Genomic DNA, 19,351 nt, shown 5'->3' on the forward strand with positions numbered 1-19,351 from the left:
CTTTTATTCCCAACAGGTCTCAGGCCAGCGCTTCGGCGATCAAATCGTCTGCCGCCTCGGCAAGCAATGCGTCATGGGCCTCGCCCGGCACCGCCTCGCGTCCGATCTCCAGCATCACCGGCACGGCGAGTGGAGAAATATGGTCGAGCGGGCGATGGGTGATGTGGCCCTTGATTCGCATCAGCATATCGCCAAGACGGCTTATATCCAAAAGCCCCGTCGCCGCATCCTGGCGCGTTGCCTGCAGCAGGATGTGATCCGGCTCATGGCTGCGCAGCACGTCATAGATCAGATCGGCCGAGACGGTGATCTGGCGGCCGCTCTTTTCCTTGCCGGGATGGCGGCGCTCGATCAAGCCTGCAATCACGGCGCAATTGCGGAAGGTGCGCTTCAACAGGAAGGATTCGGCGAGCCAGGCTTCGAGATCGTCGCCGAGCATATCTTCGTCGAAGAGATCGGAGAGGCTGAGCCGGCCGTTGCCGATCATCAGTCCCATATCCTCGAGACCCCAGACGGCCAGCGAATAATCGGTGGCGACGAAGCCGAGCGGCTTGGCGCCGGCCCGCTCCAGCCGGCGCGTAAGCAGCATGCCGAGCGTCTGGTGGGCGAGACGGCCTTCGAAGGGATAGGCGACCATGTAGCCGCGGCTGCCGCGCGGGAAGGTTTCGATCAGGAACTCGTCGCGCTTCGGCAGCATCGACTTGTCGGTCTGCAGCGACAGCCAGTCGCGCACCTGATCCGGCAGGTGGCGCCAGCGGTCGGGATCGGCGATCATCCCTCGCACCTGCTCGGCGAGATAAGTCGACAGCGGAAACTTGCCACCATTATAAGCCGGGATCTTCGGATCGAGCGAAAAGGCCTGAGAGGCCAGGCATTCATTTTCGCGGATGCCTTCGAAACGCAGCACCTTGCCCGAAAAGATGAATGTGTCGCCCTGCGACAATTGCTCCAGAAAATATTCCTCGACCTTCCCCAGCGTCGCGCCGCCGCGGCCGATCCTGCCGCCCTCGCCGCGCTTGACCATGCGGATGTTCAGCATCGGGCTTTCGACGATCGTCCCGAGGTTGAGGCGGTATTGCTGGGCGACGGCCGGATTTGACACGCGCCAGCGCCCCTCCTTGGTTTTACGGATGCGGGCGTAGCGCTCGTAAGTCCTCAGCGCATAACCGCCGGTCGCGACGAAATCGACGACGCGCTCGAAGGTCTCCCAGCTGAGATCGGCATAAGGTGAGGCGCTGGTGACTTCGTCGTAGAGTTCCAGCATGTCGAAAGGCTCAGCGCAGGCCATGCCGAGCACGTGCTGGGCGAGCACATCGAGCGCGCCGCGGCCGACGGGCGGCGTGTCCTGGGCGCCGATATAATTGGCGTCGAGGGCGGCCTGGCATTCCATGACCTCGAAACGATTGGCCGGCACGAGGATCGCCTTCGAAGGCTCGTCCATGCGGTGGTTGGCGCGGCCGATGCGCTGGGCAAGACGCGAGGCGCCCTTCGGCGCGCCGACATGGATGACGAGATCGACATCGCCCCAGTCGATGCCGAGATCGAGGGTGGAGGTGGCGACGACGGCGCGCAGCCGGTTTTCGGCCATCGCCGCCTCGACCTTGCGGCGCTGCGCGACATCGAGCGAGCCGTGGTGGAGCGCGATCGGCAGGTTGTCGTCATTGATCGTCCAGAGTTCCTGGAACAGCATCTCCGCCTGGCTGCGGGTATTGACGAAGAGCAGCGTCGTCTGGTGTTCGAGGAGCTGCCGATAGACGTCGGGAATGGCATATTTGGCGGAATGGCCGGCCCAGGGAATGCGCTCGTCGGTCGACAAGATCGAAATATCGGGTTTGGCGCCGCCTTCGACGACGACGAGACCGGCATGATGCTCCCTCCCCTCCTCCTGGGCGACCAGCCATTTCTGCAAGTCCATCGGCTCGGCTACGGTCGCCGACAGCCCGATGGTCTTCAGCTCGGGGGCAAGGCGACGCAGGCGCGCAAGGCCGAGCGACAGCATATGGCCGCGCTTGGAGGTGACGAGCGAATGCAGCTCGTCGAGCACGACATATTTCAGGTCCTTGAAGAAGCGCTCGGCCTCGCGGTTCGCCAGCAGCAGGGCGACCTGTTCGGGCGTCGTCAGCAGAATATCCGGAGGGCTGAGCTTCTGGCGCTGGCGCTTGGCGTTCGGCGTATCGCCGGTGCGGTTTTCCACCGTGACCGGCAGGCCCATCTCCCCGACCGGCTTCATCAGGTTGCGCTCGATATCGATCGCCAGCGCCTTCAGTGGCGATACATAGAGCGTATGGATGCCGGTGAAGGCGGAGCCGGGCGGAATGCGGCCGCGGCGGGTGAGATCGGTGAGCGAGGGCAGGAAACCGGCCAGCGTCTTGCCGGCGCCGGTCGGCGCGATCAGCAGCGTGCTTTGACCGGCCCCGGCGCGGGCGAGCAACTCCAGCTGATGGGCGCGCGGGCGCCAGCCCTTTTCCGCAAACCAGCGGGTAAAGGCGGCAGGCAGCAAGGCTTCGGAATCGATCTGGTCCACGCCTTGAAGGTAGTGAAATAGTAGGGAAAAAGAAGAGCGTCCGCGCGCTTACATCGCGATATAGCGGTCCTTGCGGTGATTGATGGCGAGCGTCAGGTTGAGCACGACGGCGCCGAGCACCGAACAGGCGATGATGAAGGGGCTGGCGACGAAGAAGGAAAGCGCCAGCACGATGCCGTCGAAGCCGAGCTGAACGAGGCCGGCGCGCCAGCCGAAGCGATCCTGAATATAGAGGGCGAGGATGCCGATGCCGCCGAGGCTGGCGCGGTGGCGGAAGAGCGCCAGCATGCCGGCCGCAATGACGAGGCCGCCGAAGAGCGCTCCGGCAACCGGATGGACATGCGTCACGCCGATGAAGCCGGGCACGAATTCGGATAGGACCGAGGTCAGCCCGATCGCGACGAAGGTCTTGATAGTGAAGGCAGGCCCCAGACGGCGGAAGGCGATATAATAGAAGGGCAGGTTTACCGCAAAGAAGCAGAGACCGAAACTTATCCCCGTGGCGTAATGAACGAGGAACGCAAGCCCCGCGGTGCCACCGGCCAGCAGCCCCGCGCCGGAAAGCAGCGTGACGCCGAGCACGGCGAGCATGCTGCCGGCGACGATGCCCTGCGCATCGTCGAACAGCGAATGGCGATCGGCGCTGGAATTCAGAAGGCCTGCGAAGGCATTGGATGCCATGATGTTCCCCTGTCGGCTTTGCTGTTTTCTATCCGGCGCAGGGATAAAGACAAGTGCCCAGCGAGACGCCGTTGACAGCGCATATAATCGTGGATATATTTTATCCATGAATTGAGGAGACGGCGTCGATGAAAATGAGCGATGGAGTCGAGCAGGCCATTCACAGCGTCGCCATGCTCTCCGGCCTCTCCGAAGGCGGCGTGCTGTCGGCCGCCGCGCTGGCGGAATTCCACGGCGTTTCGACGAGCTACCTGCTCAAACATCTGCAGGCGCTGTCGGGCGCCGGCATCCTCGATACTGTGCCGGGGCCGAAGGGCGGCTACCGGTTGGCGAAGGCGCCGGCGACGATTTCGCTGCTCGACATATTGCTTGCGGTCGAAGGGACGGCTCCGGCCTTCCGCTGCGCCGAAATCCGCCAGCGCGGCCCCAACCCGGTTTCCGACCGCTTCTTCGCCAAGCCCTGCAACATCAGCGCAGCGATGCTGCGGGCCGAACGGGTCTACCGGGCCGAACTCGCCAAGACGAGCATTGCCGATCTCGGCGTCGAACTCGCCGCTCTCGACGACGGATCGATCGCAGCCCGAGGCTGCGCCTTCCTTGAAATCCATGAACGCAAAACGGCTCGTTGAGCCACAACACAGGAGAAAGACATGCAACCGCGTTTCAATTTCGCCAAAGCCGCTCCGGATGCCTACAAAGCCGTCGCCGCGCTCGAACAATATGTCCAGTCTTCCGGGCTGGAGCGCCGCTTCATCCATTTGATCAAGCTGCGCGCCTCGCAGATCAACGGTTGCGCCTACTGCGTTGATATGCATGTGAAGGAAGCCCGCCATGACGGACTCAGCGAACAATGGATCAACCTGATGTGCGTCTGGCGGGAATCGCCGGTCTATGACGCGCGCGAAAGGGCCCTGCTCGGCTGGGTCGACGCGGTCACCAACATCGCCAAGACGGGCGCCCCGGACGCCGACTACGAGACGCTGAAGGCGCATTTCTCCGAGGAGGAAATGACGAAGATCACCGTTGCGATCGGTGCGATCAATATCTGGAACCGGCTGGCGGTCGGCTTCCGCTCGCAGCATCCGATCGATGCGGTGACAAAGGCGGCTTGAGGCCAGTACCACGAGGTTGAGACCGATACCTCAACCCGGGCAAACGTGGGGGCCACACAGCACCGCCTTGAACCAGGAAGTGCAACGTCTCATTCGCTGCATCGACGGCGAGCTTGGCAAAACAGCCCCGAATCGCCGTCATCCCAGGCCTTGAGCCTGCGATCCATGGCCCCGCTGGTGGGGGCGGCGTGGATCCTCGGGTCAAGCCCGAGGATGACGGAGTGTGGGGTGATTTCTGGAGCAAGAACAGCGAGGAATCGGGCCGCGGCTGCGATTTTTGCGTGGGCTTCTCAACTCAATCATCTGCTACGGGCGCCCTTATGATGGCATCCCAGCAACCGACCCGAAAATCTCGGGTCGGTTGTTTATCCGTTACTCGCGACCAGTCGTGGCCCGTGCGGCAACGGCGTCAGACCCATCGCCCGAGAGGTCGATGCTGTTGAGCAGATCGCGGACGACTTTCGTAATTTCCTCTGCGGAAGCGCCCTTGGCGTATTCTTCCTGCATGCGGCGTCTCACAAGTTTTTCCAAATCTGACATAACTCACCTCATCAAATCCGGCGCGGGTAGAAATGTCGCGCCGGGACCTTTCGCAGGCAAGTTACGTTTTGTTTAGAATGGGTTACGGATTTGTAATGTCAGAGCGCGATGTAGCGGTCGGCGCGGTGATTGATGGCGACGAAGAGGTTGAGGACGATGGCGCCAAGGACCGAATAGAAGACGATGGGCGGCGTGGTGACGAAGAAGGCGGTGGCGAGGACGCATAGGTCGATGGCGAGCTGGACGAGGCCGGCGCGGATGCCGAAGCGCTCCTGCAGATAGATGCCGAGAATGCCGACGCCGCCGAGGCTGGCGCGGTGGCGATAGAGCGCCAGCAGGCCGAAGCCGAGCAGCAGACCGCCGAGGAGTGCGGCCCAGGCCGGGTGGATAATCGAAATCGAAAAGAAGCGTGACTGCACGTCTGATAGCACCGAGGTCAGGCCGATGGCGATAAAGGTCTTGAGGGTGAAGACCATGCCGAGGCGCTTCCAGGAGAGATAGAAGAACGGCAGGTTGAGCAGGAAGAAGGCGAGGCCGAAATTGACGCCGAAGGCATAATGCAGCAGGAAGGCGACACCGGCGGTGCTGCCGGTGAGAAAGCCGGCACTGGCGAGCACATAGAGGCCGAGCGCGGCAATCAGGCTGCCGGAGAAGATACCCTGCACATCTTCGATCGGCGTATGGCGTGTCGCGCTGGTATTCCAGACGCCAAGGGCATTGATGCGCTGTGTCATATCTCAGTCTCCACGGCAGACGAGTTCGCGAACGCCTCGGAGGAACTCCTGACGGCGGTGACGCTTTTCTCATGTCAAATGAGCCGGCGGGTCCGGCCTGTATCGCCGCGCTGTTGGCGAATATCAATGCAATATCAGCCTTTTGCCATTGCGATCAAGCGCAATAGGTAAGCAATACTGACCTATTAAAAAATCGCAAGAAATGTTCGCTCATGCAGCCTTGCGCGTAAGGAACAGAATGCCGGAAACCGGTTTTCCGCCATCTTTGCGAATGACCGCCTTGACGATCCTGAGGATTTCGAAGCCGTGGCGGGAAAGCAGCTGCCTCACATAGGCTTCCGAATGGGCATAACGCAGCGACGGGGCGAGATCGAAGCCGTCGCCGTCGCCGGCATCCTCGACGGAAAAGGCAAAATCCGCACCGGCAGCGGCGAGTTCCCCGACGTTCGCAAAGACTCTCTCGAGGTTGCCGAGATACATCAGCACGTCGGCTGCGGTCACGAGGTCGGCGCGGCGGCGCCCGGCATGATCGAACAGGCCGGAGCGATCGGGCGCGAGCGACAGATCGGCCTGGGCGAGGTAATCGTAGACCCGTTTCTCCGCAGCCTTCGCCAGCATGTTCTGCGACAGGTCGAAGCCTTCGAGGCGGCAGGCGAGAGCTCGGATCTCCGGACCGAGCAGGCCGGTGCCGCAGCCGAGATCGACGCCGTATTCGTAACGCCTGTCGGTGGAAGCGACGAGGGCCGCAAGCTTTTGCGGAACGCTGTAATCGAGCCGGTCGAGGAGGGCGGTGTCGAATCGATCGGCATAGTCGTCGAACAGGCGCTCGACATAGCGGCTCGGCGGCCGGTCGGGGATCGCATTGTCGCCGAGAAGGGCAAGCTTGAGGGTGGCGCCGAATATGTCCTCGGGATCGAGGATGAGCGTCCGGCGATAGGCCTCGATGGCGGCTTCCCCCCTGCCCGCCTTTTCCAGATAGGTGGCGAGCCGATACCAGCCGGCGGCCCAGGCAGGCGCGAGCTCGAGCGCCTGTTCCATCAACTCGGCCGCTGCCTCCGCCTCGCCGCCTTCTTCGAGCATCCTGGCATAATCGGCGCGGCGGTCGGCGATGACATCGCCTGAGGAAAGCTGGTGGGATTGCATAACGGACCTATCGTTTCGCTGGCATTTGGCGGCGGCCACAAAAAAACTCAAGTCCTATTTCAGAGGCGAAGCGGCCAATTCCGGAAAGGGCTTGCGGGCGTTGCGCCGCGACCTTATTCCATGGGGCAAACAGGAGATGGCGCATGTCCGATCAAGTGAACAGGTTCCTCGGCGATTCGCTCGGCCGCACATTGATTAAACTCGTCGTGGTGTCGCTGATCGTCGGGTTCGTCATGACCGTGTTCGGCCTGACGCCGTGGAACATCATCTATGGATTCCGCGACTTCATCCTGGAACTCTGGCACCGGGGCTTTGCAGCGCTCGGGCGCGTCGGCGACTATCTCCTCCTCGGGGCGACGATCGTCATCCCGCTCTTCGTCATCCTTCGCCTTTTCAGCTATCGCCGGTAACATGACATCAATCGATCTTTCCAGGCGCAGCCTGCTCACTCTTTCCGGACTTGCACTCGCCGCCGGCATCGCCGGCTGCACCACGGCGCCGAAAATTGCCGGCACGCCCTCGAACGGCGAGGACGAGACGACGAGCGTGCTGCCGCTCGTCAACCAGTTGCGGGCGAAGAACGGCCTGCCGCCGCTTGAGGTCGATCCGGCGGCGCAGACGGCCGCCCTTTTCCAGGCCAAGCGCATGGCGAGCGCCGGCAAGATGGCGCATCTGATGGGCATGACCGACAGTTTCGGCGCCCGCGTCAAGGCGAGCGGCGTCCGGTTGCCGGCGGCCGAGAACATTGCTTCCGGCCAGCAAAGCGTCGACGCCGTGGTGGCGGCCTGGATCAATTCGCCGCATCACCTGGAAAACATGCTCGGTCGTTATGACGGCCTCGGCGTCGCAGTTGCCCATAATACGTCTTCCAGAAACCTGCCCTATTGGGCCATGGTGCTTTCCAGCCGAGGCGATTCCGCCTCGATATGAGGCAGGTCATGGATACGCGCAGCAACAACATCGTCGCTTTCGACGTGACGCACCGGCTGGTGCTGTCGATCGCCGTTCCGATGACGCTCGGCTTCATGACGACGCCGCTGCTCGGGCTGACGAGCACCGCCGTCGTTGGCCATATGGGCGATGCGGAAGCACTGGCGGGGCTGGCGATCGGCGCGATGCTCTTCGATCTGATCCTCGGCAGTTTCAACTTTCTGCGCGCCTCGACGACGGGCCTGACGGCGCAGGCCTATGGCCGGCGCGATCGGCACGAGCAGCAGGCTGTCTTCTGGCGAGCGCTGATATCAGCACTTGGCTGCGGGCTGGCGCTGCTCTGTCTTTCGCCGCTGCTCCAGGCGGCGGGATTGCGGCTGATGGGCGCGGAAGGGGCGATTGCCGGGGCGACCGGCACCTATTTCTCGATCCGCATGCTGGCAGCGCCTGCAGCGCTGGCCAATTACGCCATTCTCGGCTTCGTGCTCGGGCGCGGACAGGGCACCGTCGGCCTGCTGCTGCAGGCACTGATCAACGGCATCAATATCCTGCTTTCCATCTATCTCGGCCTGTCGCTCGGCTGGGGCGTGGCCGGGGTCGCCTGGGCAACCATGGCGGGCGAAACGGTCGGGGCTATCGCCGGGCTGTTCATCGTGCTCAGCGGCTTTGCCAAGGCGGAGCGGCCGGCGTGGGCCGAGATCTTTTCCCGCCATCGCCTGGCCGAGCTTTTCGCCCTCAACCGCGACATTCTGATCCGCACATTCGTGCTGATCGGCGCCTTCACGATCATGACGCGGATCGGCACCGGCTTCGGGGCGGTGACACTGGCCGCCAATGCCGTGCTGATGAATTTCTTCCTGCTGTCCGGCTATTATCTCGACGGGCTTGCCAATGCCGCCGAGCAGATCACCGGCCGGGCGGTCGGCGCGCGCTACCGGCCGGCCTTCGACCGCGGCCTGAAGCTCACCATCCTCTGGTCGTTCGGGTTGGCGGCGCTCGTTTCCGGCTTCTTCTTCCTCGCCGGCCCTTGGCTGATCTCGGTGCTGACCACTTCGCCGGAGGTGCGGCAGGCAGCCGAGACCTATCTGCCCTGGGCTGCCATTACCGGATTGACGGGGGCGCTCGCCTTCCTGATGGACGGCGTCTTCATCGGCGCGACATGGTCGGTCGACATGCGCAACCGCATGCTGATGTCCTTTGCCGGCTACCTCGCCATGCTCGCCGTCTTCGTGCCGCTCTTCGGCAATCACGGTTTGTGGCTTGGCATGAACGCCTTCCTGCTGTTCCGCGGCTTCTTCCTCGCCATGCTGGTCAGGCCGCGGGCCGATCAGACCTTCCGCGCCGCCCAGTAATCCAGCCTGCTGTCGCGCAGCGCGCGGATCGAGCCGGCCTTTTCGCGGTCGAGCAACGCCGAAAGACCGCGGACGATATCGCCGGGCAGGCCAGGACCTTCATAAACCATGCAGGAATAGAGCTGGACGAGATCGGCGCCGGCCCTGATCTTTTCCAGCGCGGTTTCGGCCGAGGAGACGCCGCCGACGCCGATGATCGGCAGATCAGGGCCGACGCGCTTGCGCATCCGGGCAAGCACCGCCGTCGATTTTTCAAACAGTGGCACGCCGGAAAGGCCGCCCGCCTCCTTCGCCTGTCGCTGGTCCTTGAGACTGTCGCGCGACAGCGTCGTATTGGAGACGATCAGCCCGTCAAGCGCATGTGAGAGCGCTTCCGCGGCGATATCATCCATGCCTTCCTCGGTCAGGTCAGGGGCGATCTTCAGAAAGACCGGGATCTTGCGGCCGGATTTCTGCGCCATCTCGTCACGCGCCGCCAGCACCGCCGAAAGCAGCGCTGCAAGGCTTTCGCGCGCCTGCAGGTCGCGAAGGCCAGGCGTGTTCGGCGAAGAGATGTTGGCGGTGAAATAACGCGCGACGGAATGGAAGCGGCGGATGCCGGCGACGTAATCGGCGATGCGGTCGTCGCTGTCCTTATTGGCGCCGATATTGACGCCGACGATGCCGTTGCCCTTCAGCGCAACGAGGCGCCTGAAGGCGGCCTCATGGCCTTCATTGTTGAAACCGAGGCGGTTGATGACGCCCTCATCCTCGACCAGGCGGAAAATCCGCGGGCGCGGATTGCCGGATTGCGGCTTCGGCGTCACCGTGCCGATCTCGGTAAAACCGAAGCCGAGCTTCAGCAGCGCTTCGGGCACCTCGGCATTCTTGTCGTAACCGGCCGCCATGCCGAGCGGGTTTTCGAAGGTGAGGCCGGCGACGGTCTGGCGAAGACGCGGATCGGGAGTGATCCGGCAGGCGGGTACGAGACCCGACTTCAGCGCGGCGATCGACATGCCGTGCGCCGTTTCCGGATCGAACAGGAAGAGACCCTTGCGGGCGAGACGCTTGAAGGGATCGATCATGGCGTAAGCTCCGGGAATGTATGAACGCCGTTGTCATCGAGCGGCAGCGGCGCCTCCCAGAGCACGGCGGCCAGCGGCAGATCGGCATAGAGATGCGGGAAGAGATCGCCGCCGCGGGAGGGTTCGAAGATCAGCTTGTCACCGAAACCGCTGCCGTCGACGGCGACCAGCATCAGGCCGGACTGGCCGGAAAAATGCAGGGCCGCGGTCTGCTTGACCTGGTCGGCCGTCGAGAAATGGATGAAGCCATCCTTGAGATCGATGCCGGCGCCATGAAAAACACCGCTTTGTCTGGCTTGCTGCCAGAGGGTCTCCGTCACGATCTTGTAAAGGGTCGGTGTCAGGGTCATCATGGCCTCGCGATTGCTGGTCCTCGATCACCAGCGCTTTGCCGGAAAGAGGCGGCGATGTCCACGCCCCGGCCGTCAAAAACAGGACGCGCCCAGGCAAAATCCGGAGGATGAGACGATGAAGATTTTGGTTCTGACACTGGGCGCCGTACTCCTGCCGCTGGCAGCTGTCGCGGCCGAGGCCGATGCGGGCCGATTCCAGCTGGAAAGGAGCGGCGATCATTTCGTCCGGCTCGACCGCCAGACCGGCGCCATGTCGATCTGCCAGGACAAGGACGGCGCTCTCGTCTGCCGCATGGCCGCCGACGAGCGGGCGGCCTATGAGGATGAACTCGATCGGCTTTCGCAGCGGGTGACGAAGCTGGAACAGCGCGGCCTCGTCGAGCGGGCGCTGCCGAGCGATGCCGAGATCGACCGCTCGATCAGCATCATGGAGAAGATGATGAAGAGTTTCATGGGGATGGTGAAGGAGTTCCAGGCCGAGGAAAAGGCCAATCCCCTTCCGCAGAAGACCTGATCTGATATAATCATATCAGCAGGCATGGATCGCAGTGGGGACGGCGTCGCATGCAGCATGATCGGGCTCTTGGGAGGGAGTTTTCGATGCAGGAACAGACCATCATCATTGCGGACGACCATCCGCTTTTCCGCGATGCGTTGCGCCAGGCCGTCATCGGCATGGAAGGCCACCAGTCGATCGTCGAAGCCGGCGACTTCGCTGCCGCGCGCACCGCCGCCGGAGCCCATCCGGACGCCGACCTGATGCTGCTCGACCTCGCCATGCCCGGCGTCAGCGGCTTTTCCGGCCTGATGGCATTGCGCGCCGAATTCGCCAGCCTGCCGATCATCATCGTCTCGGCGACCGACGACGCCACGACGATCCGACGGGCCTTGGAACTCGGCGCGTCCGGCTTTATTTCGAAATCCTCGGGCATCGAAGACATCCGTCGCAGCATCCAGACGGTGCTTGCCGGCGATATCGCCACGCCGGAAAGCTATCGCGATGGCCAGGAGCAGGACCCCGACGTTGCCGACCTGATCCACCGCCTGCACACGCTGACGCCGCAGCAGAGCCGGGTGCTGACCATGCTGGCCGAAGGGCTGCTGAACAAGCAGATCGCTTATGAACTCGGCGTCTCCGAGGCGACGATCAAGGCGCATGTCTCGGCAATCCTGTTGAAACTCGATGTCGACAGCCGCACGCAGGCCGTCATCCAGCTCGGCAAGATCAACATGGCGATGGTCGCCTGAGGGCAGCCGAAACCCTGATAGCAGGATTTTATTCCTCCTTTACCTTTACCGGCGCCGCGCGGTCGGTTACACTTCCGGCCGGCTGGAGCGCGGCCTCGGATAGGCTGCACGGAATCGGGCGCATATGCTGTCACACGAGCAGATCTGGGAGGCGATCGACAGGCTTGCCGAGCGGCACGAGCTGACGCCATCCGGTCTTGCCCGCCGCGCCGGGCTCGACCCCACCTCTTTCAACAAGTCGAAACGGCTTTCCGCCGATGGGCGGCTACGCTGGCCATCGACGGAATCGATCGCCAAGGTGCTCGATGCGACAGGGGCGAGCATGGAGCAGTTTCTCGCCTTCATGCAGCCGGCTGACGATTCTTCCGGAGAACGGCTCGGCGAGCGTACCGGCCCCCGGCCAGGCAGCGCCATTCCTCTGCTCGGCTTCGCCCAGGCCGGCGCCGGCGGCTTCTTCGACGATAGCGGCTTTCCGGCCGGTCATGGCTGGGACGTGGTGGAGTTTCCGACCAACCCGTCGCAACGATCCGGCGTCTATGCGCTGGAGGTGCAGGGCGAGAGCATGATGCCGCTTTATCGCGACGGCGATGTGCTGATTGTCGAGCCCGCGGCGCAGGTGCGCCGCAACGACCGCGTCGTCGTGCGCACATGCACGGGCGAGGTGATGGCGAAGGTGCTGCTGCGCCAAAGCCCGCGGTCGATCGAGTTGATGTCGCTCAATCCCGAACATCCCAACCGCACGCTCGATCTTGCCGATGTCGATTGGATCGCCCGCATCATCTGGGCCAGCCAGTAGGAAGATATTCCATGCGCCCTGCCGCCGTCTTTACAGGTATCACGGGGATGGCGGCGGTGGTCGGCCTGCTGATGGCAGGCGAAGCGAGACTTCGCGGCGGCACCGCCGGGGGAGAAACCGCAACCGCAGAGGAGACGGCGGCAGCTGCGCCGAATGTTGCCTCCGAGACCGCCGAACCGGCAGCGACGATATCCGACGAACGCGCCGAAATAATCGCCCGCTCAGTGGAACCGGCGGTCCCGCCCCCAGCGGCGGCGCCTGATGGCAGGGCGCCCAAACCCGCCACTATCCCGCAAGCGGCGCCGGCATCCAGCCAAACTGCAGGTCCTGCCGAGAAAAAGGCGATGGAGCTGTCGCGGCCGCTGGTCGAGAACGCCGGCAGTCTTTCCTTCGGCGAGCGCAGGCTCCAGCTTGCCGGCATCGTCCCCACGCCGGCCGACAGGATATGCGGGCCGGCAGGCCGGCAATGGCCCTGCGGCATGCTGGCGAAGACGGCGCTGCGCCAGCTCTTGCGCAACCGCAGCATCACCTGCGATCTCGACACGGCTGAATGGCAGCGAACGGCGATCGCCTCCTGCCGGCTCGGCACACAGGATCTCGGCGCCTGGCTTTCCGAGAACGGCTGGGCGGAAGCAGAGGCGGGTTCGCCGCTTGCAGCCGTCACCGAGAAGGCAAAGCAGGCGCAGAAAGGCATTTACGGCGGCGATCCGCGCCGCAAATGACAGGCCGCCCGCCGGGGCGAGATGCTGCCGATCTCTTGTAATGCCCGCCGCCAGTTCCTAATCTGGGCTGATCAACAAGGAATCAGAGATGAACAAGCCGCTTTCCGCCCATGATGCGCTGATCTACGTGATGGTGATGGCGTCGGCCGTCGACAGCACCATGAACGACAAGGAGATGGAGAGGATCGGTCAGCTGATCGGCTTCCTGCCGGTTTTCAGGGATTTCGATGACGACAAACTGATTCCGATCGCGCGCGACTGCGCCGCGCTGCTGGCTGGTCCCGAGGGCCTCGACGTCGTTCTCGAAACCGTACGCGATACCCTGCCGGCAAAACTCTACGACACGGCCTATGCGCTTGCGGTCGAAGTGGCCTCCGCCGATCTCTCGGTCAAGGCGGAGGAACTGCGGCTGCTCAGCCTGCTGCGCGACCGGCTCAGCCTCGACAAGCTCACCTGCGCGGCGATCGAACGCAGCGCGATCGCCCGCTTCCGCAAGGGCTGATGTTTTGTTTATGCATGTCGTTATCCCAAAACCGCTGCACACTCTTGGGCGACATGCATTTCAATAGAGCCCGTAGGGAAAATAGCGCAGATAGATTTCCTGAAGACGGCCGTTGCGCGAGAGCGTCGCAAGCGCATGGTCGATGGCCGAGGTCAGCACACTGTCCTTCTGCCGCAGCATGATCGTCATGCCCTCGCCGAGGAACTGTTCCGACAGGTAGGGGCCGTCGAACAGCGCGCAGCATTTGTCGGAGGCCGGCGAAGAAACCCAGAAAGAGAGCTGCAGCGCATCGGCGAAGGCGGCATCGATCCTTCGCTCCTTCAGCGCCGCAAGCAGGGCGTCCTTCGTGTCGAAAGCCTGCGCTTTCAGTGCCGGGAAAAAGGCTGCCAGCATCGCCTCGTGCACCGTGCCTTTGACGACGCCGACCGGATGGTTCGAGAGCGCGGCGGCGGTCTTTCCATCGAGCGGGGCGCCAAGATTGCGCACGAAGCGCGCCGGCAGCATCAGATATGGTCGGGAGAAGAGAAATTGCCGGCGTAGCTCCGGGGTCACCGCAAGGCCGGCGATGACGGCATCGCCCTGCGAGGCGGCGAGCGCATCCTTGAGATCGGCGAAAGGGATCGCCTGGATCTGGCACTTGTCCGAAATCTCCAGCTCGCTGCAGATTTCGCGGGCGAGATCGACGTTGAAACCGGAAAGCTTGCCGTTCTGATCGGTGAAATTAAACGGCGGGAAATCAACCGACGTCAGAAAGCGCAGACGGACCAGCGAGGAGAGATCCGGTCTGGCGAGACGCTCGCGGGCATCGAAGAGCAACGGCAGCGAGGGGGCAGCTTGCTGGGCGAATGCCGCAAAGCTCGAAAACAGCGCTGCCAGAAACAGGCCGACCGCTAGAAGAACCCTGAGAGTCGGGGATGCCTGCTGGGATTCAATCATGGTGATCCAGTTTCGGGGTTGGGATCGCCGAGATGTAACAGAGTCATGCCCGGCGGGGAATATCCATGGAGTGAAGCAGCGGATGAGACGCACGAACTCATCGGCTGCGGCATCCTCCAAAGCTTCTCACTGGCCGCGGCATCCTCTCACGCCCTTGTCCTGAGGCGCTGGGCCAAAGGCCGGAGCCTCGAAGGACACGCTCCAGCAGCGCTCCTTGCATCCCTGCACCGTAAGCGCACCCGCCTCGTCCTTCGAGGCCTTACGGGCACCTCAGATGAGGATCTCTTGGGGGTTGGCGCAAACCTCCTGGCCCCCTCAAAATTAAGGCCAGGACTGCGCCTGCGCGTTAGCGCGGAATTAAAGAATATCACCTCTATTTGTCGCGACGATACGGACCCCGCCAGCCGATTGCATGATGCATGCGTCAACTCCCTTTCCGGCGCCGCGACAATCAGGCAGCGCTCTTGTCAAATCCAATTTCCAAACACCGGACGCCCAGCGCGCCCGGCCAGATCGGGTGACATTTCCCATGTTGAAGCATCTGAAAATCCGCACCAAAATCATCTCGGTCGTGGCGCTGCTCGGGCTGATCTCGATGGCAGGGCTGGTCTATGTCGTCTCCGAATTCCGCCGGGCGGACGCCGCCTATAGCGCCTTTATCGATCATGAGGCGCAGGCCTCGATGCTGAGCGCGCGCGCCAGCGCATCGGTGGTGGCCTCGGTGCTGCAGGTCACCCTGCTGGCCGACATGAAACCCGATACGCCGGCCTTCCAGACGGCGCTTGCCACCCCGAGCAAGCTGCCGCAGGCCCGCGACCGGATGAAACAGGCCCTCGCACTGGTTCCGAGCCGAAAAGCGGCAATCGACGAAATCCAGGCCGGCATGGATGAAATCGAAGCTCTGGCGAACAAGATCATCGAACAGAGCAAGGCCAAGGACAGCGCCGGCGCGCTCGCGAATGTCGCGCTGATTAATGCCAAGCTCGATGCGCTGACGCCGAAGATGATCGCCAACAATGATGCGATGATGGCATTGCTCAACGACGGCGGCGACGGGCTTTCGACGTCCGTCAACGGCCGGATCACCTTCTGTCTCGTCCTGATCGGCATCGCTGTCCTCACCGCGATCGGCTTCGCCGTCACCGTGGCGCAGAAAGGCATTGCCGGCCCGATGACGAAGCTCAGCCTGCGCATGACGCGGCTTTCCGAGGGCGACACCGATAGCGATATCAGCGGTCTCGATCGCCGCGACGAAGTCGGCCAGATGGCAAAGGCGGTTTCGATCTTCCGCGACAACGCGATCGAAGGTCGCCAGATCGAGGCGCGCGCCGAGGCAGACCGCAGCGTCAGCGACGGCGAGCGCCGCGAACGCGAGGCGCAGAAAGCCCGCGAGGCAGCCGAGCTCGAACGCGCCGTCGCAGCCCTTGGCGACGGCCTGCGCCGCCTTGCTGCCGGCGATCTCGCCTCGCATATCGACGAGCCCTTCGTCGCCCATCTCGAGGCGCTGCGCCAGGATTTCAACCACTCGGTCGAGAAGCTCAACGAAACCCTGCAGGCGGTCGGGGCCAATGCCCGGGCGATCGGCGCCGGCGCCAACGAGATCCGTTCCTCCGCCGACGAGCTTTCCCGGCGAACCGAACAGCAGTCGGCCTCGGTCGAAGAAACCGCCGCAGCGCTGGAAGAGATCGCCACGACGGTGCGCGACGCCGCCAAACGCGCCGAAGAGGCGAGCCAGCTCGTCACACGCACCCGCCTCGGCGCCGAAAAATCCGGCGAGATCGTCCGCAGGGCGGTCTCGGCCATGCAACAGATCGAGAAATCCTCAGGCGAAATCTCCAACATCATCGGCGTCATCGACGATATCGCCTTCCAGACCAATCTTCTGGCGCTGAACGCCGGTGTCGAGGCGGCCCGCGCCGGGGAAGCCGGCAAGGGCTTTGCGGTGGTCGCCCAGGAAGTGCGCGAGCTTGCCCAGCGCTCCGCCAAGGCGGCCAAGGAGATCAAGGACCTGATCACCAATTCCGGCACCCATGTGCAGACCGGCGTGTCGCTCGTCGGCGAGACCGGCAAGGCGCTCGATGCGATCGTCACCGAAGTGCAGGAAATCAACCAGCACGTCCACGCGATTGCCGAAGCCTCGCGCGAACAGTCGATCGGGCTGCAGGAGATCAACACCGCCGTCAACACCATGGACCAGGGCACGCAGCAGAATGCGGCAATGGTCGAGCAATCGACCGCCGCCAGCCATAGCCTCGCCACGGAGGCGACGGCGCTCAACATTCTGCTCGGCCAGTTCCGGCTGACCGGCACCGGCAGCTTCGCCGCCGCCGCCCCGATCACCTCTACCCGGCCGTCTGCCCCAGCCACGCGCGCGCCCGCGCGCCCGCTGGCCAAGGCCCCGGCGATCCGCGTTGCCCGGGAAGGCACAGCCCGCCCGACCGCCTCACCGGCCCGCGCCCTCGGCCAGACCCTCGCCAACGCCTTCGGCGGCAACAGCTCGCCGAAAAGCCAGGAGGGGGACTGGACGGAGTTCTGAGCAGCAGACCGTCGGCTCGAGGCACGAGAAGACGCGCCCTGCGAGGGGGCGAGGAACAGAGAGGTTGCCGCAAATACTCTTCTCCCCTCGGGGAGAAGAGGGAATCGAGAGGTCGCGGCATGTCCCTCTTAGCCGCGTTTACCGGCTCCGTCCCACTCTAACCCGGCCGCCAACCCACCTCGACGAGGATATTCCCCGGCGCCGTGCAATAAAACAGCCAGCCGCCGCGCATAGCGGCCGGTGGACCGCAGAGCGCGGCACCAGCAGCAACAAGTCCGGCATGGACAGTATCGACATCCGCCCTTTCCGGCAGAATGAAGCCGATATGATAGGTCTGGCGGCCTATCTCCACCTGGTCGGCGGTGCCGAACTTGGCGATGGCGTGGCTCAAGACGATTTCGAGGCCGGCATCATCCTCCAGGATCGCCAGGCCGTTGTTGCCGCGCATATCCTTCAGCTTCAGGCCGAAATGGCGGATGAAGAAATCCGCCGTCTCAGCGGTATCGGGTACGTGAAAATCGAGATGGTTCAGGCGCATTGACAGTCTCCGTTCAAAATAATCCCGGGACTGCCTTTTGCCGTCTCCGCACGCCGCCGGGATCCCGCATTTTCCATGCGGATCACGTCGCGGGTTCTCGTGCCCTGGGGCACGGAGCAGAGCTTCGTCAGAGCGCCTTGACGCTCGGACGGAAGGGATCGGGCTTACCTCAACCGATCCTGCCTTTTTCGACGATGCCGATCTAGCAGACGACGCCGGCTTCGGCAATGGAAGGGCTGAAGCGATCGCGGCACTCCAGGCGATGCTTCGCGAAGGCGTGAAGGCGAAGATGGCGTTTCATCTGGCAAGCAGGATGCAATCAGGAGTAAGATCCCCGCTTCGGCGCATCGGAAGGGATGGACATGAAACCCGCACTCCTCGGCCTCATCGGCACCCTTGTTCTTGCCGGGTGCAACAGCGTTTCCTACTATGGCGGCCCCGGCCTCGAGCCGATCCCAGGCAGCATCACCTATAACGGCCAGCCGCGCAGCAAGCTCACCAAATCACCACCCGGCTCCAGCTTCCCGCATGATTTCACCGACCAGTATGGCCGGCAGGTGGAGGAAACCTACATCATCCAGCCGGATCGAAGCCTGATCATTGCGCATCGGCAATACAAGCCGATCCGGTTCTTTGGGGATTAGGTCTTCGTTGGCATGGCGTCGCTTGAGGTCGCGCCAGTGCTCCAATGCAGTTTTCGTTCAAGAGATAGACGACGTCGGCGACCGCGTTGGGATGATACCGTTGAGGCCGACGACGTCCGGAAGTTTGGGCGAAATTCAGGAGGCGCTTCGTTTACCGAAGCCGAATGTCTTTCTCAGACTGCCATCGACCGCGTTTGCCGGCATAAACCTGCGCAGCCGGCTGAGCAGGGTCGCCTGGCCTCCAGCGGGTTGGCGCATTCGGTATGGACCGTTGATTGCGGCCAGGATCTTTTCGGCGACTGAAAGCGCCGATGGTGCGGTTCTGATCTGGGCCTGTACCGCCTTGATGGTCGCATCGGCCTGTGTTGCGTAAGCACCGAGGGGTGCTGCGGTTTGTGCCGCGTTTACATCGAGCTTGGTGTTCGTGAAGGTCGGTTCAAGCAGCACCACGCGCACGTTGAACTCGCGAATCTCGTGGTCCAGCGACTCCGACAGTCCTTCGAGTGCATGCTTGCTGCTGGCGTATATTCCCATGAACGGTGCCGGCAGGAAGCCCAGCACCGAACTGATATTGATGATGAGCCCGCTGCGGGCGGCCCGCATGGAGGGCAAAGCAGCGCGGATCATACGCAAGGGTCCGAAAACGTTGGTATCGAATACCGCCAAAGCTTCGGAAGGCGACGTGTTTTCGACAGGGCCGACCAGCGAAACGCCGGCATTATTGATCAGGATGTCGATCTTGCCCGCTTCGGACAAAACCCATTCAACAAAATCGGCGACCGAGGCGTCATCAGTCACATCGACAGTCCCATAACGCACGCCGGGAATGGCATTGGCGCGCTCCGGGTTACGGACGCCTCCAAAGACCTGGAAGCCGTTTTGCGCAAGAAGGCGCGCCGAAGCCTCGCCTATTCCGGAAGATGCTCCGGTGATCACTACAACCTTATCTTTAGACATGCATGCTCCTTGATTGGCGCGGGTCATCAATTATGGGCT

General features: G+C 63.1%; 22 protein-coding genes. 12 read left to right on the forward strand and 10 right to left on the reverse strand.

Going from position 1 to position 19,351, the window contains the following annotated elements; all coding sequences use genetic code 11:
• Window positions 1-19 precede the first annotated feature (19 nt).
• Both B5E41_RS00165 and B5E41_RS00170 read right to left on the reverse strand, forming a co-directional pair.
• Entirely contained in the window at window positions 20-2,524 is a 2,505-nt protein-coding gene (locus B5E41_RS00165; protein WP_088390116.1) for a ligase-associated DNA damage response DEXH box helicase, read from the reverse strand.
• 48 nt (window positions 2,525-2,572) lie between these two features.
• The gene (locus B5E41_RS00170; protein WP_064800583.1) at window positions 2,573-3,205 is read right to left on the reverse strand and encodes a YitT family protein; all 633 of its coding nucleotides are present in this window, start codon (window positions 3,203-3,205) and stop codon (window positions 2,573-2,575) included.
• Window positions 3,206-3,333: 128 nt separating this feature from the next.
• Here B5E41_RS00170 and B5E41_RS00175 point away from each other — a divergent pair, with 128 nt between their 5' ends.
• Window positions 3,334-3,834 (forward strand): RrF2 family transcriptional regulator, encoded by a 501-nt coding sequence (locus B5E41_RS00175; RefSeq protein WP_088390118.1) that lies wholly within the window; start codon window positions 3,334-3,336, stop codon window positions 3,832-3,834.
• Window positions 3,835-3,855: 21 nt separating this feature from the next.
• Entirely contained in the window at window positions 3,856-4,317 is a 462-nt protein-coding gene (locus tag B5E41_RS00180) for a carboxymuconolactone decarboxylase family protein (RefSeq protein ID WP_088390120.1), read from the forward strand.
• Between the two features lie 372 nt (window positions 4,318-4,689).
• On the opposite strand, the gene B5E41_RS32550 is transcribed toward B5E41_RS00180, so the two are convergent.
• The 3 genes from B5E41_RS32550 to B5E41_RS00190 form a co-directional block, all read right to left on the reverse strand.
• Window positions 4,690-4,824 carry a hypothetical protein gene (locus tag B5E41_RS32550; RefSeq protein WP_276328765.1) on the reverse strand — a complete coding sequence of 45 codons (135 nt, stop codon included), beginning with the start codon at window positions 4,822-4,824 and terminating at the stop codon, window positions 4,690-4,692.
• Window positions 4,825-4,955: 131 nt separating this feature from the next.
• Window positions 4,956-5,591 carry a YitT family protein gene (locus B5E41_RS00185; protein WP_088390122.1) on the reverse strand — a complete coding sequence of 212 codons (636 nt, stop codon included), beginning with the start codon at window positions 5,589-5,591 and terminating at the stop codon, window positions 4,956-4,958.
• Between the two features lie 210 nt (window positions 5,592-5,801).
• On the reverse strand, window positions 5,802-6,734 hold the full coding sequence (locus B5E41_RS00190) for a class I SAM-dependent DNA methyltransferase (protein WP_088390124.1): 933 nt from the start codon (window positions 6,732-6,734) through the stop codon (window positions 5,802-5,804).
• A gap of 143 nt (window positions 6,735-6,877) precedes the next feature.
• Between B5E41_RS00190 and B5E41_RS00195 the strand changes: the two genes are divergently transcribed.
• The 3 genes from B5E41_RS00195 to B5E41_RS00205 are packed head-to-tail and all read left to right on the forward strand — an operon-like array spanning window position 6,878 to window position 9,016.
• Window positions 6,878-7,144 carry a DUF6460 domain-containing protein gene (locus B5E41_RS00195; RefSeq protein WP_064800579.1) on the forward strand — a complete coding sequence of 89 codons (267 nt, stop codon included), beginning with the start codon at window positions 6,878-6,880 and terminating at the stop codon, window positions 7,142-7,144.
• 1 nt (window position 7,145) lies between these two features.
• Window positions 7,146-7,664 carry a CAP domain-containing protein gene (locus tag B5E41_RS00200; protein ID WP_088390126.1) on the forward strand — a complete coding sequence of 173 codons (519 nt, stop codon included), beginning with the start codon at window positions 7,146-7,148 and terminating at the stop codon, window positions 7,662-7,664.
• Between the two features lie 8 nt (window positions 7,665-7,672).
• On the forward strand, window positions 7,673-9,016 hold the full coding sequence (locus B5E41_RS00205) for an MATE family efflux transporter (RefSeq protein WP_088390128.1): 1,344 nt from the start codon (window positions 7,673-7,675) through the stop codon (window positions 9,014-9,016).
• Here the strand turns inward: B5E41_RS00205 and B5E41_RS00210 are convergent.
• Together B5E41_RS00210 and B5E41_RS00215 are read right to left on the reverse strand one after the other, a co-directional pair.
• Window positions 8,992-10,080 (reverse strand): quinone-dependent dihydroorotate dehydrogenase, encoded by a 1,089-nt coding sequence (locus tag B5E41_RS00210; RefSeq protein WP_088390130.1) that lies wholly within the window; start codon window positions 10,078-10,080, stop codon window positions 8,992-8,994. The two genes, B5E41_RS00205 and B5E41_RS00210, sit on opposite strands and share 25 nt — an antisense overlap.
• Window positions 10,077-10,430, reverse strand: a complete 354-nt coding sequence (locus B5E41_RS00215; RefSeq protein WP_088390727.1) for a DUF952 domain-containing protein — start codon at window positions 10,428-10,430, stop codon at window positions 10,077-10,079. Before B5E41_RS00215 ends, B5E41_RS00210 begins: the two co-directional genes overlap by 4 nt.
• Before the next feature lie 118 nt (window positions 10,431-10,548).
• Between B5E41_RS00215 and B5E41_RS00220 the strand changes: the two genes are divergently transcribed.
• The 5 genes from B5E41_RS00220 to B5E41_RS00240 all read left to right on the forward strand — a co-directional run bounded on the left by B5E41_RS00220 (window position 10,549) and on the right by B5E41_RS00240 (window position 13,701).
• On the forward strand, window positions 10,549-10,947 hold the full coding sequence (locus B5E41_RS00220; protein WP_088390132.1) for a hypothetical protein: 399 nt from the start codon (window positions 10,549-10,551) through the stop codon (window positions 10,945-10,947).
• An 86-nt stretch (window positions 10,948-11,033) separates the two neighbouring features.
• Window positions 11,034-11,681: a response regulator gene (locus B5E41_RS00225; protein ID WP_088390134.1), complete on the forward strand. Its 648-nt coding sequence runs from the start codon at window positions 11,034-11,036 to the stop codon at window positions 11,679-11,681.
• 124 nt (window positions 11,682-11,805) lie between these two features.
• Window positions 11,806-12,477 carry a S24 family peptidase gene (locus B5E41_RS00230; protein ID WP_088390136.1) on the forward strand — a complete coding sequence of 224 codons (672 nt, stop codon included), beginning with the start codon at window positions 11,806-11,808 and terminating at the stop codon, window positions 12,475-12,477.
• An 11-nt stretch (window positions 12,478-12,488) separates the two neighbouring features.
• Window positions 12,489-13,199, forward strand: a complete 711-nt coding sequence (locus tag B5E41_RS00235; RefSeq protein WP_088390138.1) for a thermonuclease family protein — start codon at window positions 12,489-12,491, stop codon at window positions 13,197-13,199.
• A gap of 88 nt (window positions 13,200-13,287) precedes the next feature.
• Complete coding sequence (locus B5E41_RS00240) at window positions 13,288-13,701, forward strand: tellurite resistance TerB family protein (RefSeq protein ID WP_064800572.1); 414 nt, start codon at window positions 13,288-13,290, stop codon at window positions 13,699-13,701.
• Window positions 13,702-13,761: 60 nt separating this feature from the next.
• Here B5E41_RS00240 and B5E41_RS00245 read toward each other — a convergent pair whose 3' ends face one another.
• Window positions 13,762-14,637 (reverse strand): transporter substrate-binding domain-containing protein, encoded by an 876-nt coding sequence (locus B5E41_RS00245; protein ID WP_088390140.1) that lies wholly within the window; start codon window positions 14,635-14,637, stop codon window positions 13,762-13,764.
• A 529-nt stretch (window positions 14,638-15,166) separates the two neighbouring features.
• Between B5E41_RS00245 and B5E41_RS00250 the strand changes: the two genes are divergently transcribed.
• Window positions 15,167-17,173 (forward strand): methyl-accepting chemotaxis protein, encoded by a 2,007-nt coding sequence (locus B5E41_RS00250; RefSeq protein ID WP_088390142.1) that lies wholly within the window; start codon window positions 15,167-15,169, stop codon window positions 17,171-17,173.
• Between the two features lie 157 nt (window positions 17,174-17,330).
• Here B5E41_RS00250 and B5E41_RS00255 read toward each other — a convergent pair whose 3' ends face one another.
• Window positions 17,331-17,711, reverse strand: a complete 381-nt coding sequence (locus B5E41_RS00255; RefSeq protein ID WP_088390144.1) for a VOC family protein — start codon at window positions 17,709-17,711, stop codon at window positions 17,331-17,333.
• A gap of 362 nt (window positions 17,712-18,073) precedes the next feature.
• Here B5E41_RS00255 and B5E41_RS00265 point away from each other — a divergent pair, with 362 nt between their 5' ends.
• The gene (locus B5E41_RS00265; RefSeq protein WP_041678811.1) at window positions 18,074-18,355 is read left to right on the forward strand and encodes a hypothetical protein; all 282 of its coding nucleotides are present in this window, start codon (window positions 18,074-18,076) and stop codon (window positions 18,353-18,355) included.
• Window positions 18,356-18,490: 135 nt separating this feature from the next.
• Here B5E41_RS00265 and B5E41_RS00270 read toward each other — a convergent pair whose 3' ends face one another.
• Entirely contained in the window at window positions 18,491-19,312 is an 822-nt protein-coding gene (locus tag B5E41_RS00270; protein WP_088390148.1) for an oxidoreductase, read from the reverse strand.
• Window positions 19,313-19,351 lie beyond the last annotated feature (39 nt).

Origin of the sequence: Rhizobium esperanzae (assembly GCF_002204185.1) — a bacterium.
Lineage (GTDB): Bacteria > Pseudomonadota > Alphaproteobacteria > Rhizobiales > Rhizobiaceae > Rhizobium > Rhizobium esperanzae.

Bases quoted from the DNA above. Each gene is read 5' to 3' on its own strand.
- B5E41_RS32550 (WP_276328765.1), bottom strand. From the start codon at position 4,824: ATGCAGGAAGAATACGCCAAGGGCGCTTCCGCAGAGGAAATTACGAAA.
- B5E41_RS00240 (WP_064800572.1), top strand. From the start codon at position 13,288: ATGAACAAGCCGCTTTCCGCCCATGATGCGCTGATCTACGTGATGGTG.
- B5E41_RS00210 (WP_088390130.1), bottom strand. From the start codon at position 10,080: ATGATCGATCCCTTCAAGCGTCTCGCCCGCAAGGGTCTCTTCCTGTTC.
- B5E41_RS00190 (WP_088390124.1), bottom strand. From the start codon at position 6,734: ATGCAATCCCACCAGCTTTCCTCAGGCGATGTCATCGCCGACCGCCGC.
- B5E41_RS00180 (WP_088390120.1), top strand. From the start codon at position 3,856: ATGCAACCGCGTTTCAATTTCGCCAAAGCCGCTCCGGATGCCTACAAA.
- B5E41_RS00250 (WP_088390142.1), top strand. From the start codon at position 15,167: ATGTTGAAGCATCTGAAAATCCGCACCAAAATCATCTCGGTCGTGGCG.
- B5E41_RS00185 (WP_088390122.1), bottom strand. From the start codon at position 5,591: ATGACACAGCGCATCAATGCCCTTGGCGTCTGGAATACCAGCGCGACA.
- B5E41_RS00235 (WP_088390138.1), top strand. From the start codon at position 12,489: ATGCGCCCTGCCGCCGTCTTTACAGGTATCACGGGGATGGCGGCGGTG.
- B5E41_RS00265 (WP_041678811.1), top strand. From the start codon at position 18,074: ATGAAACCCGCACTCCTCGGCCTCATCGGCACCCTTGTTCTTGCCGGG.
- B5E41_RS00270 (WP_088390148.1), bottom strand. From the start codon at position 19,312: ATGTCTAAAGATAAGGTTGTAGTGATCACCGGAGCATCTTCCGGAATA.
- B5E41_RS00215 (WP_088390727.1), bottom strand. From the start codon at position 10,430: ATGACCCTGACACCGACCCTTTACAAGATCGTGACGGAGACCCTCTGG.
- B5E41_RS00255 (WP_088390144.1), bottom strand. From the start codon at position 17,711: ATGCGCCTGAACCATCTCGATTTTCACGTACCCGATACCGCTGAGACG.
- B5E41_RS00245 (WP_088390140.1), bottom strand. From the start codon at position 14,637: ATGATTGAATCCCAGCAGGCATCCCCGACTCTCAGGGTTCTTCTAGCG.
- B5E41_RS00170 (WP_064800583.1), bottom strand. From the start codon at position 3,205: ATGGCATCCAATGCCTTCGCAGGCCTTCTGAATTCCAGCGCCGATCGC.
- B5E41_RS00230 (WP_088390136.1), top strand. From the start codon at position 11,806: ATGCTGTCACACGAGCAGATCTGGGAGGCGATCGACAGGCTTGCCGAG.
- B5E41_RS00175 (WP_088390118.1), top strand. From the start codon at position 3,334: ATGAAAATGAGCGATGGAGTCGAGCAGGCCATTCACAGCGTCGCCATG.
- B5E41_RS00220 (WP_088390132.1), top strand. From the start codon at position 10,549: ATGAAGATTTTGGTTCTGACACTGGGCGCCGTACTCCTGCCGCTGGCA.
- B5E41_RS00195 (WP_064800579.1), top strand. From the start codon at position 6,878: ATGTCCGATCAAGTGAACAGGTTCCTCGGCGATTCGCTCGGCCGCACA.
- B5E41_RS00200 (WP_088390126.1), top strand. From the start codon at position 7,146: ATGACATCAATCGATCTTTCCAGGCGCAGCCTGCTCACTCTTTCCGGA.
- B5E41_RS00225 (WP_088390134.1), top strand. From the start codon at position 11,034: ATGCAGGAACAGACCATCATCATTGCGGACGACCATCCGCTTTTCCGC.
- B5E41_RS00205 (WP_088390128.1), top strand. From the start codon at position 7,673: ATGGATACGCGCAGCAACAACATCGTCGCTTTCGACGTGACGCACCGG.